Source organism: Rhizobium sp. BK650, assembly GCF_014195325.1.
Classification (GTDB): Bacteria; Pseudomonadota; Alphaproteobacteria; order Rhizobiales; family Rhizobiaceae; genus Rhizobium.
In genome coordinates this window covers 146,374-159,550 of the sequence record NZ_JACIBK010000003.1, presented here as the reverse complement: position 1 = coordinate 159,550, position 13,177 = coordinate 146,374, and the positions used below count along the sequence as shown (strand labels likewise).

Here is a 13,177-nt window from a genome sequence, read left to right as displayed (position 1 = left end):
GAGACGGGAATCTCGCGTTCGCAAAACGTTCAGCTTGCTCCGCAGTCTCCCAAGGAACCTCCGGCTCAGGATGTAGCGAAGGGGACGGCTCGTTCAACGCAATTAGGTGTTTTAGCCAAGCGTGCGCTTGTTCTTCCTGTCGCAGGAACGATTTGGCTAGCTCGAGCGAGGCGACAGGGTCGAGGCCCGCGTACCTCAACCTCTCAATTAGATCAAGCTGGCGCTGATAACGAAAATCCGCTCGCACAACTTGGCGAGACGCTTCGCTGATCGACTTTTCCAATTGCTCTGACATGGCCCTCACCTCCACCCAAAGCTATTCGATTATATGCCGCCGCACTCTGTGCTTCCAAATCAAAAAACAATTGAAGTACAACCACGGTTCCGCCCTATCACCCTCACAGGGGGAGGGGCTAACCTGAGGCACCGCCTCACTCCTCCTGAAACGTTGAAAATTAGGAAAGCCGGCTCGGCAGTCTAAGCGCCCTCCCCCTTGTGGGGGTCCGAAGGACGGGTCGAGACCCGTGGCTCGACCCCGGTCACGTTTGGGGCGGCGTCTTGCGAAATGTCTGAGGCAGCGACTTATCCAGCCGCCGCGCAAACGCCTCGAACCGCCGGTCATACGCCCCGAACGCCCCTTCCCCCTCGAAAATTCCCCAATAGTTCCGAAACGACGGCTTCTCGATCTGCCGTTTGAGAAACGCCTCCCAGCCGGGCCAGAAATGCTCGGATATCTCCGGGGTCTTGTGGCGTTCGAGAAAGGCGCGCTCGAAGATCGAGATCATCATCTCGTAGAAAATGTCGCGGCGGTTGAGATCAACGAGGGAAAGATCGGCGGGCTCTTCCTGCCAGGGGAAGATGCCGAGATGGGGATATTCGACCGCCAGCTCCAGCAACCGGTGATAGGCATCGCTGATCGCCAGATAGGAGCTGTTGAACTCCTGCTCCTTCGCCTTCACATGCTCGCGCCGCGCCTTGATGAGCTCGACGACACCGGCAACGATCGCAACGAAGGTGCCGACCGCCGTCAGCAGCGAAATGAGATCGGCATATTCGATCAGCGCGTTGCCCATGGGCACAGGCTACATCTTCGCCCCCACACGTCAATTGCACAGGTCAATCACTCGGTCCATCGCGTGGGCGCCGGCGCCGATCAGACGCGATCGAGGAAGGCACGGACCCTGATCGTCAGAAGCGCGGTCGCATCGGCGTCATAGGACGGCAGCGAGCTGTCGGCGAAATAATGCTGGTCGCCGGGATAGAGGAAGAGCTCCGCATCATCGGCCTTCTCGACGATCTCGCGGGCGGCGTCGATGTCGCCCTCGCCGACGAAGACCGGGTCCCTGTCCATGCCGTGGATCTGCACCGGAACGCCATCCGGCCAGGGGCCGAGGGCCCATTCGCCGCTGATCGGCAGGCAGGAGTAGAAAAGCAGGGCTCCGCGTGCGCCCGGCCGCGTCTGCGCCAGCTTCTGCGCCGGCAGCACGCCGAAGGAGAACCCGGCATAGACGATCCCGGCGGGCAGCGCGTCGGCAAGGCGCACGCCGCGCTCGCGCATCTCGTCGAATCCGACCCCGCCGATATAGGCGAGGCCCTCTTCGATGCTTGCGAACGTGCGGCCTTCGAAGAGATCGGGCGTGTGCACGATATGGCCGAAGGCCCTGATCTCCTCGGCGAAGGCGCGCACGCCAGGCGTCAGCCCCTGTGCATGGTGAAACAGCAGGACCTCGGTCATGGGGAGCCTCCGGTGAGATGATCTGGCGCAGGTGCGGCCAGTCTACAAGCTCATCGCCGCGCCGGAAAGGGCGCGGACAGGTCACGGCTGCGGGGTCGGGATCTCAGTTACCGGATTGATGTGCACTTCGCGTCTGCCTTTGTGTTCTCCGGCGCCCCCTCATCCCTGCCCGCGCTTGGCTGTCAAGAAATCGATCAGTCCGTAGGGCGCGCGCTCGCCGACGCAGAGGTCCAGGATGAAACGGGCGCCTTCCGCCTCGATGGCGCTGCGGGCAAACATCGCCTCCTCGAAGGCGGCAAGCGCTGCTTCGATATTCTCGGGCTGGGCGGCGATCGCCTTTGCGAGCTCCGCGCCGTCGAACATGGCAAGGTTTGCCCCCTCGCCCGATGGCGCCATCAGATGGGCGGCGTCGCCGATCAACGTCACGCCGGGAACACGCGGCCAGCGGATTGCGTCCGGCAGCGCGTGGATCAGGCGTGGGGCGAGCGGCGTATCGCTCTCAGTGATCAGTGCGGTCAACGCCGGCGCCCAGCCCTCGAATTCTGCGGCGATCCTGGCCTTGGCCGCGGCGCTATCGGAAAAATCGATGCCGGCGATCCATTCGCGCGAGCAATTCATCTGGATATAGGCGTGCAGCACGCCGCCCGCCTCACGATGGGCAACGATGCCTTTGCCCGGCGAAAGCGCAAACATCGCGCCGCGGCCGACCGCTTCCGCCGCGGCCGGATGGCGAATATCGGCATCGTGGAGATAGGTTTCGATGAAGGCCGTGCCGACATAGGCGGGCTTGGCATCCGAAAGCAGCGGCCGCACCTTCGACCATGCGCCGTCGGCGCCCACCAGCAGATCGCTGACGACGCTCGTCCCGTGTGCAAAGCGCAGTTCGTGCCGGCCGGCGCCAAGTGCGGCAACGCCAACGAGTTTCTTGCCCCACCGGATCGTGTCACCAGGCAGGGACTCAATGAGGATGCGGCGCAGATCGCCGCGCAGCACCTCCGGGCGCGAGAGCGTACCGTCATCGGCCTTCTCCATGAGCACCGCGCCATGCCGGTCAAGCGCGCGCGAAGCCTGGGCGCCGTGGTGGATGATGGCACGGAACGCTTCGGTAAGGCCGGCAGCCTCCAGCGCCTTCTGGCCGTTGTGCGGATGAATATCGAGCTGGCCGCCCTGTGTGCGGGCTCCGGCCGAAGCCTCCGCCTCGTAGATCGTGGCCTTTATGCCAACGACGGCGAGGACGCGGGCAAGCGTGAGGCCGCCGAGGCCTGCCCCGACGATCGTGACTGTCTTGGTCATCGTGTTCCTTTCCCGAGATGAATGGAACATCGTTCCATAAATAGTAATTGGAACGTCGTTCCATTCATGTCAAGATGTGGTCCATGGAAAAGACTCAGCGGACTAGAACCCGGCGCAGCGAGCGGCGCACCGATGCGCTTTCGAAGGACAAGATCGTCGAAGCGGCGATCGCTATCCTCGATGCCGAGGGCGAAAATGCCCTCACCTTCCGTGCCCTTGCGGCGCGTCTTTCGACAGGGGCCGGGGCGATCTACTGGCATGTCGCCGACAAGAGCGCATTGCTGACCGCCGCCACCGACGCCATCATCGGCGGCGTCCTGGCCGGTCTGGCGCCGGATGCCATGCCCGATCAGTCAATCCGCGCCTTCGCGCTCGGCCTGTTCGACGCGATCGACGCCCACCCCTGGGTCGGCACCCACCTCTTCCGCGAGCCGTGGCAGGCGGCAATGCTGGAGATCTTCGAAGCGGTTGGCGGAAGGCTACAGGCGCTCGGCGTTCCCGAAGAGGCGCTGTTCAATGCCGGCTCGGCGCTCGTCAACTATATCCTCGGCGTCGCCGCACAGAACGCCGCCAACGCCCGCCTGCAGCCGCATGGCACGGACAGATCGGCCGTCCTCGGCACTGTTGCCGCAAGCTGGACCGAGCGCGACCCGGCGCGCTATCCCTTCGTCCACCACCTGGCGACGAAACTCCGCGACCACGACGACCGCGAACAATTCCTCGCCGGCATCGACCTGATCCTTGCGGGCATTGGACAACTAAAGGGGCGGATGAGCTGAGGCCTTGAGTAGGCCCTGCCGCCCCGTGAGGCCTCAGTTGCTGGATTGACGCCTACATCGCGTCGACCTTCGCATTCTCCGACACCCCCTCTGTCCTGCCGGGGCAACCCGGCAGGACAGACGGGGTGTCCCACGGCACGCCCTCTCCGTTCGCGCAATTCCCCGCTCCAGCAGGCCATATCCCTCTGGACCACGCAATAACCCATTGATCCTGAATAAGAATTTGGAAAAATGGGCCGAAAACGCCCAAAAATCCCACTAAGTCATTGATTCTGAATAAGTGATCCACTTACCCCTCAACTTACGCGTAAAGAAAATTCAAAACGGGAGAAAGCGCCGGATGAACGAAAAAAATATAAAAGTTTTTCCGCTCTGGTGCGTCACTTATTCAGGATCAATGACTTAGCCACTTTTGCAGCCATGCCGGCAGCATTCCGCCGTGATGGCGCGGCGGCGCGCGGTGGAGGCTTGGCTGTTGGCCGGCGTAACGGTGAAGCCAGGGAAAGGAAAAGCGCCGCCGCGGTTCGTCCTCGGTGCGGGGAAAGACGCTGTGGATGTGCTGCGTGTAATACCAGCCCGGCGATGGCGCGGTGACCAGGTTTTTGACGACGCCCGGCGGCACGTTGTAATAGCGGCGGCGGCGGTTGAGGCGCAGCTCGACCTCGAGGATCCGCGTCCTCGGATTATAAATGACTTCCTTGATCAGCCGTGATGAAAGTTCCATTGTCGCCCCTCGCAAAGAGTGCGCAGCGATCCCCTTCGGGATCTCAGAAATGCGCCCTGCGCCTTTCGGGAGCAGCCGCCGCCCTTGCTCCCATGTTCATGCCCCCCGTGTTGATCGTTTTCATGCTTTGAGCCCGCATGCCGTGAACCCCGGCGCGCATGACCTCCATGGTGTGGGCGCCAAAGCCCATAACCCCGAGGCTGGAGCCTGGCCTGATATGGATGCTCGCCCGAGTGCTCGTGCTCGCAATGGTTCTGGCACCCGATATTTCCAACGCGACATTGGACGGCGCGACCTGGGTCTCGTAATAATCGAGCTTGTCGGCCGCAACGCGCAGGCCGACGATATAGCCCGGCATGACATTGAGATGCGTACGCATGCTACCATCGCTAAAGACGATGACGAGCCGGGAAGGATTTTCGCTATAGCCGATCCAGGTAATCTCCCTCTCACGGTAGTTCTTCCGAGCAAAGCCAAGCGCTTTTCTTATTTTTTTAAGCATCGCAAATATCCTCTCCCCTATGGCGCAGTATTGTCAAAGCCATTTTCAACGCGCCCCAGGGGGCCTTTCTTTGAGTTACGAGCAGCGGTCATTTCCCCCTGGCCGCGATCCCGAGCCATGCCGGGATGGGCACATCAGCAGGGCCAGCAACGCAGGAAACGAGGTCTGGCAGAAGCGCAAAACGCCGCGTGTCCGAAAAAGTTCCGGCATGGGACTTTAGTCCGATATCGCCTCGACAACCGTTGGCCTGCACTCTCTGAGGCAAACCGGGAGCCGATCGCGAGCGAAGTGATGGGCGCGCCAACAGCGCTTCGTGAAAGAATATCTCGTCGATCCTGTCGGAGCGCAGGCGGCGATCAGGGCGGGCTATTCGCCGGGCGACGCCAAGAAGAGGGGCTGGCTGCTCTTGAAGAAACGGGCCATTGCCGCCGCCATCGCAAGAGCGAGGGCGAACGCTCGGAGCGCCACCAGGATCGATGTCGACTGGATGCTGGCGCGGTCGCGGCCGAAGGGGGAAGCCGATCTCGGCAATCTCTACGACGAGAACGGCGGTTCAAGCCGATCAGGGAATGGCCCTGCAGCTGGCGGCGGGAGCTGGAGCGATCTGCTGGCCCTAGTTCCGGCCGACTGCGCCGATATTGGCGCCCGTCCGCTGGTCCTGTACCCGCCGGTTGATGATCCGCGATCCGAACATGTGGGACGCGACCCCCAGCGCGAGCATTGCCAACGATCCCCCTACTCCCGGCAGGAAAATGTTGGCGGCGCCCGCCGCCAGTCCGATCAATGGGTCGACGAGATCGGGGCGTGCGCCCACTTGCGAGGTCTGTTGCGAGGAATTCGACTGGCTGTAGAGTTTATCCAGATCCTGAATCTTATTCCTCACGGCATTGGTTTCGTCGCGACTGAGGCCGAAGAACGGCCCGTACTGGGTGGCACTGAAGGCGTTCATCGAATGCGCGATCTGCTGTTCAACGGGAATTGCCGAATTCGTTATGGCAGTCTGGGCGGTCGATGCCGTACCAACAGATCCACCGGGTCCGCCATAGTCGCCGAGCGTCGCCTTTCCCAGCCCGAGCGCGCCCAACACCGATGTGAGGATCGCGACGATCTTCGTTCGATCGGCGTTCAGGACGATTTGAGAACCCATCCGCCTGAGATCGTCGGCGCTGGCGTTCAGCCGGTCCTCGGACAGGGGGCGATTGGCCGCATTGGCCAGCATCTCCCATGTCGGGCCATCGACGGTGCCGACATGATCCGTCGGCACGTTGTAATCGATCTGAAAAGCCGCGACCGCAGCTGTGGTCAATGAACCATAGATGCCGTCGATCTTGCCCACCTGATAGTTGCGGCGGCTGAGGGCCTCCTGCAGGGCCTGCACAGCCGGCCCGCGGTCCCCTGGCTTCAGCGCCAGCTGCGGCATAGGCGATATGGCGATCGGGGTCGGAAAAGGCTGCGTGTTCGAAACGCCCAGTCTTTCCCAGAGCGCCTCGAGAATCTTGGTAATGTCCGGCTGCTCCGTGGTAACCACTTCCGGACCGGCGTAGGAACCCGGAGAAGGCGCGTCGTATGCAGCAAGAATGGCAGCCGGTGATACTTTCTGCAGGCTCGCCCATTCCGCACGAAGCCCGGGGACGCTGCGCCCGCGCCGGTTGATAAGCATGGTGGCAAGGCGATCCTGCAGATCCGGCGAATAGAGTTCGTTGCCAGTCAGGCCCAGTTGCGTTCTGAGGCCGCGCAGCGTCGTGCGGACGATCTGATAGCGGCCCAAAGCGGAAGAATTCCACTTGTTCTTCGGGTTGTTGAGCATCAGCGTCTGAAGCGCGTCGATCTGATTGAGGGTCATGTTCGTCAGCGTCTTTTCGCCGCCGGTCAGCACCCCGAAACCGAGCGAAGTATTATATCCGCCATCCGGCTGCTGAGCCGTTCCCTCATGGTTGGCGATGAAATCCAGCAATACCCGAAAGCGTTCAACATGTATTACATCGACCATTGTTTCGGTCTCCCCAAACATCTCTTCTTCAAGCACCGGATCGCTCGGAACGTCCGTATCGAAATTCTCGTCTTCTTCATCTGGCTTTGGAGAGACCTCCTCCAGCCTTCTGACCGTTCTGTTATCGAGCCCCCTTGCGAGTTCTTCGGGCGACACGTTGATAAAGAAAAGGCCCGCGCTCTTTTTGGTAGGCCGATCGCCTCCCCAGCCGAAGACCCGCTTCTTGTCGAGCGTTCGCACTGCCTTGATGGCATCAATCATATCGGCCGACATGTCGGTGTCTGCGGCATTCTCCAAGACATCGTGAGCTCGCTCCACTTGTGTCGGCTTGCTCGAGAACCACACTTTCCGTTTGTCGGTCGTTTGCCTCTGTGGATTTGAAGCAGCGTTGACATTCACTGCAATTCCGAATGATCGAAGATCATTCACAGTCGAATTCGCGGCTTTGGGAGTGTATCCCGAAGTCTCGTTTGGGCTGACCCTGTAGTTAAAGGAGTGCATGATAGCTTCGAGAGCGTCCCATGCTGATACAGTCGGCCTCGCGACTCGGATCAAAGCATCACCGAAATATATATCGGTCATTAGATCAACTTTTTCTTCGTAGTCACGCCAGAACCGGCGTTGCTTGCTATCTATCAACATCGCATCGCCTTTGTACTCATCAGAATCTGATGGTTTTGCTATTTACGAAAGATCAAACTGATGAGCCCTGAACGGGTTATCTTAGTGTATAAGGATCTAATCTAGCACATACTTATATGACGGTCAATTCCAACGTGCATGAACTCCAGAAATTCAATTTCTACAGCGTAGAGCTGAGATTGCCGGCGACATTTACAAATTCTCGCTACCCTGCCTTGGCTCCTCCCGTTCACCGCCACAACTTTCCTCCGGTTATGGCTAACCCCAAACCGGGGTGTAGTGACATGAGCGAACTGACGGCGCGCCAGCAGCGTTTCGTGGAAGAATATCTCGTCAATCCCTGCGGAGCGCAGGCGGCGATAAGAGCGGGCTATTCCCCGCGCGGAGCGGCTGTGACGGCCTATCAACTCCTGAAGAAACCGGCCATTGCCGCGGCCATCGAAACGGCGAAGGCCGAGCGCTCGGAGCGCACGCGGATCGATGCGGACTGGCTGTTGACTCGGCTCGCCGCCGAAGCGGAAGCCGATTTCGGCGATCTCTATGACGAGAACGGCGATTTCAAGCCGATCGGGGAATGGCCCGCCATTTGGCGGCAGGGGCTGGTGACGGGTGTCGAAATCTCCGCGCTCTATGAGGGCACGGGCAAGGAGCGCCGCGAAATCGGCCATGTGAAGAAGGTGAAATTCGCCGAGCGGCTGCGCCGTCTGGAGCTGATCGGCAAACATATCCGCATCAATGCCTTCAAGGAGATCGTCGAGCATAAGGGGCTTGGGGCGCTCGCCGAACGGCTGGAGCGGGCGCAAAAGCGCAATGAGCAACGCGGCGACGGCGAGGCGGAGGAGCGATGATGCCGCAAAAGCCCCTCCCCGCCACTGTCAGCGAAAGCCGCGACCCGAACGACGCTATCATCGAGCTCGCATCCTCCTGCCGCTTCAGCCCCAAGCGCTGGAGCCGGCTCGCCTGGGACTGGGGCGTGGGCGAACTTCAGGGCTTTGACGGCCCCCGTCCCTGGCAGGACGAGATCAACGAGGTGATCGGCGCCCATCTTGCCGACCCCGCCACCCGCTACCAGCCGCTGCAGATCGCAGTCGCCTCCGGCCACGGCATCGGCAAATCGGCGGAAATGGGCATGCTGTCCAACTGGGCCATGTCCTGCTTTGCCGATTGTAGGATCGTCACGACGGCCAATACCGAGGGCCAGCTGCGCACCAAGACGGCGCCCGAGATCGGCAAATGGTTCCGGCTTTCCATCACCGCCCACTGGTTCGACGTGCAGGCCATGTCGATCAAGTCGCGCGACCCTGATCGCGGCGAGAGCTGGCGGCAGGATTTCATCTCCTGGAGCGAGCACAATACCGAAGCCTTCGCCGGCCTGCACAACAAGGGCCGTATCATCCTCCTGCTCTTCGACGAGGCCTCGAAGATCCACGACAAGGTCTGGGAAGTGGCCGAAGGCGCGCTGACGGACGAGGATACCGTCATCATCTGGATCGTCTTCGGCAACCCGACGCGGAACAGCGGCCGCTTCCGCGAGTGCTTCCGCCGCTTCCGCCATCGCTGGATCGGAAGGCAGATCGACAGCCGCTCGGTGCCCGGCACCAACAAGCAATTCCTTCAGCGGTTGGTGGACGATCACGGCGAGGATAGCGATATCGTCAAGGTGCGCGTGCGCGGCCAGTTTCCGAGCCAGTCCGCCCTGCAGTTCATCTCCGCCGACGATGCCGACCGCGCCCGCAGCGTCCATTTGCGCCCCGAGCAATATGGCTTCGCCCCCGTCATCATCGGTGTCGACCCCGCTTGGACGGGCGACGACCCGACTGTCATCATGCTGCGCCAGGGCCTCTATTCGAAGCGTCTCGCCACCATTCCCCGCAACGACAACGACATCGAGGTCGCCAATCTGATCGCCCGGCTGGAGGACGAATACCAGGCCGACGCCGTCTTCGTCGATGCCGGCTACGGCACCGGCATCGTCAGCGCCGGCACGGTCATGGGCCGCTCCTGGCAGCTCGTCTGGTTCGGCTCAACCAAGGTGCTCGACCCCGGTTATTACAATATGCGCGCCTATATCTGGGGCCAGATGAAACGCTGGCTGAAGGCCGGCGGCGCGATCGATCCGGCCAACGAGATGCTCTATCAGGATCTGGTCGGCCCGGAGACCGTGGCGCGGCTCGACGGCAAGATCCAGCTGGAAAGCAAGGACGACATGAAGGAACGCGGATTGCCCTCGCCGAACGAGGGCGACGCGCTGGCGCTGACATTCACGCAGCCGGTGACGAAGAAGGCACGTCACCGGGCGGGGACAGAGGCGAAGGCGGCGGTGGACTATGATGTCTATGGGTAGTGGCGGATGACGGGGTGCGGCGGCATGGCCGCTTTCGCGCCGGCAGATAGGCGACCTTGGCAGCTTAGAGCCACGGACATTGAACTGACTAGTTCCATCCCCACTTGCTGGCTTGGCTGCCGAGGAAAGCGAGTACGGCAAAGAGAAACATTAGCGGGAATAGTCGTACTGAAAGCCATGCAGACAGTTCTGGGGTCATTTCTTTGACATCATGAATCTTACCTAAGAATGGGATCATGATCGCAAGTATGGCGAAGAAAATGACGACGGCGGCAGCTAAGCATAGGTTGGTAAACATTCACCAAGTATACAATCGCAGATATATAAATCAATGACTGCTTCGCGCCAACAGCGGTCATGCGGCCCGGGTAAACAGTTGCGCGTACATCCCAAAACTGCTTCTCTTCGGGCACAACCCCTGGGGGATTATTTATTGAGCAAAATTCAGCTTTTTGCTGCACTCATCACAGCGGCCGCGATGCCGTCTTTGGTCCGGGCCGATGGCGGTGCATGGAACAGAGAGACTTTCGAATACTACGCTTCTATCATTCGTCAGCAGCCGGGAACCCATTCGCGAATTATCCAGGCATGTACTGAGAATGGGTTGGCAGCGATGACCGATCGAGCAAGGACAGAGGTCGAACGGGATAGCGGAATGCCTCCGGAGAAGGCGACTGCCGAGGCGTGCCGTCGCATGGTCAAGGGGATTGCGTCCGGTGCCGTGAAATATGAGGCTTATCGAGCGTGGGCGGACGCGCCTGATGACAAGAAGGTCGTCTTTCCCGATTACAACTAAGGTCCGCTAAGGGCCCGAAGGCTCGGCATTGCCGGCGCTTGAGGCGCGTGGTTCGCCAATAGCCGCCACTTAAAAATGTGCTGGCCACGTCCTTCCTCGTCCGTTCGCTCATATTCGAGGCACAACACCTTCCTCCGCCGAACGTTCAGACTACACGAGTCGACCCGGCAGCCTATCTCCGTTTGCCGGAAAGGCTGTGATCCGGCGCCTCAGCTGGAAGTTCCGGTGTTTCATCAAAGGCGACACGACATGATGCGACGTTGCGGCTGCCACAGAACCATCTATTCTCTCGTCGCAGCAATAGATAAAACAAGCTAGATTTCGGGTGGTTCTGCCGATGACACCGGACGAATTAAAGATCGTGCGTCACGCTTATGCAAAGCAGATCACGGCGGCTGTCAGGGTCGTCGATGAGCGTGTCGAGACCGCGTTCGCCGAAGTGCCGCGAGAGGATTTCCTTGGTCCTGGTCCGTGGCCGATCTTCCGGATGCGGAGGGACTATGTTCCAACTCCGACCGCTGATCCGGTCTACCTGTATACAGATGAGATCGTCGGCATCCTCCCCGAGCGCCACATCAATAACGGGCAGCCGTCACTTCATGCCTTCCTGCTTTCGCACGTTGCGCCGCAAGCAGGCGAGCATGTCGTGCATGTCGGCGCTGGTGTCGGCTACTACTCCGCGATCATGGCTAACCTTGTTGCCGCATCCGGCAAGGTGACGGCGATAGAGTTCGAACCGGAGCTGGCTGCACGGGCGAAAGAAAATCTCAGGACCTATCGGAACGTTACTGCGCTTCAGGGGGACGGCAGCTCCGTGGCTTTCGCTTCAGCCGATGTGATCTATGTAAATGCTGGAGCAACCCGTCCGGCGGATATCTGGCTCGACCGGCTCAATGATGGGGGAAGGCTGGTCTTGCCGCTCACGACTGATCTTGGATTCACCAGCAGCAACTGGGGCAACATGCATCTTCGGGGAGCGGTGTTCCTCGTCACGCGTAAGGGTGAGCAATTCCACGCGCAATGGATTTCTCCGGTGGCCATCTTCCCCTGTGAAGGAATGCGCGACGCGGAATCGGAAAAGGCCCTTGCGGTGGCATTCGAAACTGGCGAGCAAAGGAAGGTCACGCGGCTGTACCGTCACGATGAACTGCCGCCCGAGCAGTGCTGGGTTCGCGGTCCGGGCTGGTGCCTAGCCTATGCCTAGCCAACAGCGGGCATCGTCGTGTCGAGCAAAGCCGAAACTCGTTGATACGGCTGACAACCGCCGCCTTGGGTGACGCCTGTCATGACGCTGATGAGTTGCATATCTCGCAAGCTCGCGGCGCTGGCGGCCAGACTCTCTGAGGCCGGCGGGCTGACCCCTGGGACTGCACAAAGATCGAGAACACTCACCGAGGGGGCAAGATAATGAACGAAGATCATACGAGACGCATGATCCTTGAGTTCCTGAGAAAGCACAGCTTGGCAGTCATTGCGACCTGCCATCGTAATGGAACGCCGGAGGCTGCTACGGTTGACTTCTCGGTGCGCGACAATCTTGAGGCCGTGTTCAGCACTTTCAAGGAAACGCGAAAGTTCGACAATCTCGCGGAGCGTCCCGGCGTTGCGTTCGTAGTCGGATGGAACGACAATATCACGGTTCAATACGAGGGTGAGGCAACAAGGGTTCCTGCTGCCGATATCGAACAATACCAGGAAGCTTATCTCAACAGCGTTCCGGCTGCCAGGCCGTTCATCGAGAGAGGGGCCGTGATGTTCAAGGCGACGCCGCGGTGGATTCGATATTCCGATTTCAACAAGGAGCCTCCCGAGCAGATCGTGCTTCAATTCTGACAGAGGCAACGGCTTCGGGTAGCCGTCCGCGGGCATCGGCAAAATCGTGATACCCGCCTTGAGGGCGCGTTCCGCGCGATTTCACGTACCCGCCGACAGCGCTTTCAGCGCCTTGATCGCGCGCGGGGCATCCGCCGCCGGCATGAAGATGTGGTCGTGGTAATACCCCGCGACGACATTGGCGCTGATCCCTTCTTGCGTCAGTGCCGTTGCAAAGGCGGCGGTCAGGCCGACCGCCTCCAGCGCAGAATGAACATTGAGGGTGATCCAGCGCAACGGCGTGCCGATCGCAAATCCCCGTTCCAACGCCACCTCGACCGGCAGGATCACCGTCACGCCCTCTGCCTCGCGAAACAGTCCCAGCGGCCGCAGGGGCTGGCAAGCGGCAAGCGCCTCTTCCGAAAGCGTACAGAAGGCGAATTCCCCCTCCTGCAGCACGGGATCCATCGTTGCCAGCAATGTCGCAAGGTCGGTCACGGCCGCCATATTCTTACCCCTCGAAAAATCGACGCGGGTCGTGGCGGCGAGGCTTCGCATGC

General features: G+C 60.6%; 13 protein-coding genes and 1 pseudogene. 7 read left to right on the top strand and 7 right to left on the bottom strand.

The window, feature by feature from the left end:
- Positions 1-539 precede the first annotated feature (539 nt).
- From FHX15_RS08985 to FHX15_RS08975, 3 genes are all read right to left on the bottom strand, one after another.
- The gene (locus FHX15_RS08985; protein ID WP_184397094.1) at positions 540-1,073 is read right to left on the bottom strand and encodes a hypothetical protein; all 534 of its coding nucleotides are present in this window, start codon (positions 1,071-1,073) and stop codon (positions 540-542) included.
- Between the two features lie 80 nt (positions 1,074-1,153).
- Positions 1,154-1,735, bottom strand: coding sequence for a dienelactone hydrolase family protein (locus FHX15_RS08980; RefSeq protein WP_184395740.1), 582 nt, complete (start codon positions 1,733-1,735; stop codon positions 1,154-1,156).
- Between the two features lie 159 nt (positions 1,736-1,894).
- Positions 1,895-3,028 carry an NAD(P)/FAD-dependent oxidoreductase gene (locus FHX15_RS08975; protein WP_184395737.1) on the bottom strand — a complete coding sequence of 378 codons (1,134 nt, stop codon included), beginning with the start codon at positions 3,026-3,028 and terminating at the stop codon, positions 1,895-1,897.
- An 83-nt stretch (positions 3,029-3,111) separates the two neighbouring features.
- Between FHX15_RS08975 and FHX15_RS08970 the strand changes: the two genes are divergently transcribed.
- The gene (locus FHX15_RS08970; RefSeq protein ID WP_184395733.1) at positions 3,112-3,807 is read left to right on the top strand and encodes a TetR/AcrR family transcriptional regulator; all 696 of its coding nucleotides are present in this window, start codon (positions 3,112-3,114) and stop codon (positions 3,805-3,807) included.
- Positions 3,808-4,201: 394 nt separating this feature from the next.
- Here FHX15_RS08970 and FHX15_RS08965 read toward each other — a convergent pair whose 3' ends face one another.
- Both FHX15_RS08965 and FHX15_RS08960 read right to left on the bottom strand, forming a co-directional pair.
- Complete coding sequence (locus FHX15_RS08965) at positions 4,202-4,531, bottom strand: KTSC domain-containing protein (protein ID WP_184395730.1); 330 nt, start codon at positions 4,529-4,531, stop codon at positions 4,202-4,204.
- 43 nt (positions 4,532-4,574) lie between these two features.
- A complete protein-coding gene (locus FHX15_RS08960) occupies positions 4,575-5,033 on the bottom strand; it encodes a hypothetical protein (RefSeq protein ID WP_184395727.1) in 459 nt (152 codons plus the stop codon).
- Between the two features lie 313 nt (positions 5,034-5,346).
- On the opposite strand from FHX15_RS08960, the pseudogene FHX15_RS31730 reads away from it, so the two are divergent.
- Positions 5,347-5,514: pseudogene (locus FHX15_RS31730) on the top strand (terminase small subunit); the annotation flags it as partial.
- 132 nt (positions 5,515-5,646) lie between these two features.
- On the opposite strand, the gene FHX15_RS08955 reads toward FHX15_RS31730, so the two are convergent.
- Positions 5,647-7,296: a peptidoglycan-binding protein gene (locus FHX15_RS08955; RefSeq protein ID WP_210290638.1), complete on the bottom strand. Its 1,650-nt coding sequence runs from the start codon at positions 7,294-7,296 to the stop codon at positions 5,647-5,649.
- A 653-nt stretch (positions 7,297-7,949) separates the two neighbouring features.
- Here FHX15_RS08955 and FHX15_RS08950 point away from each other — a divergent pair.
- The 5 genes from FHX15_RS08950 to FHX15_RS08930 all read left to right on the top strand — a co-directional run bounded on the left by FHX15_RS08950 (position 7,950) and on the right by FHX15_RS08930 (position 12,638).
- Positions 7,950-8,513 carry a terminase small subunit gene (locus FHX15_RS08950; RefSeq protein ID WP_184395709.1) on the top strand — a complete coding sequence of 188 codons (564 nt, stop codon included), beginning with the start codon at positions 7,950-7,952 and terminating at the stop codon, positions 8,511-8,513.
- The gene (locus tag FHX15_RS08945) at positions 8,510-10,009 is read left to right on the top strand and encodes a terminase (protein WP_184395707.1); all 1,500 of its coding nucleotides are present in this window, start codon (positions 8,510-8,512) and stop codon (positions 10,007-10,009) included. Before FHX15_RS08950 ends, FHX15_RS08945 begins: the two co-directional genes overlap by 4 nt.
- A 433-nt stretch (positions 10,010-10,442) precedes the next feature.
- Positions 10,443-10,805, top strand: coding sequence for a hypothetical protein (locus FHX15_RS08940; RefSeq protein WP_184395703.1), 363 nt, complete (start codon positions 10,443-10,445; stop codon positions 10,803-10,805).
- Positions 10,806-11,142: 337 nt separating this feature from the next.
- On the top strand, positions 11,143-12,009 hold the full coding sequence (locus FHX15_RS08935; RefSeq protein ID WP_184395700.1) for a protein-L-isoaspartate O-methyltransferase family protein: 867 nt from the start codon (positions 11,143-11,145) through the stop codon (positions 12,007-12,009).
- 203 nt (positions 12,010-12,212) lie between these two features.
- Entirely contained in the window at positions 12,213-12,638 is a 426-nt protein-coding gene (locus FHX15_RS08930) for a pyridoxamine 5'-phosphate oxidase family protein (protein WP_184395697.1), read from the top strand.
- 81 nt (positions 12,639-12,719) lie between these two features.
- On the opposite strand, the gene FHX15_RS08925 is transcribed toward FHX15_RS08930, so the two are convergent.
- A complete protein-coding gene (locus FHX15_RS08925; protein WP_184397092.1) occupies positions 12,720-13,124 on the bottom strand; it encodes an ACT domain-containing protein in 405 nt (134 codons plus the stop codon).
- Positions 13,125-13,177 lie beyond the last annotated feature (53 nt).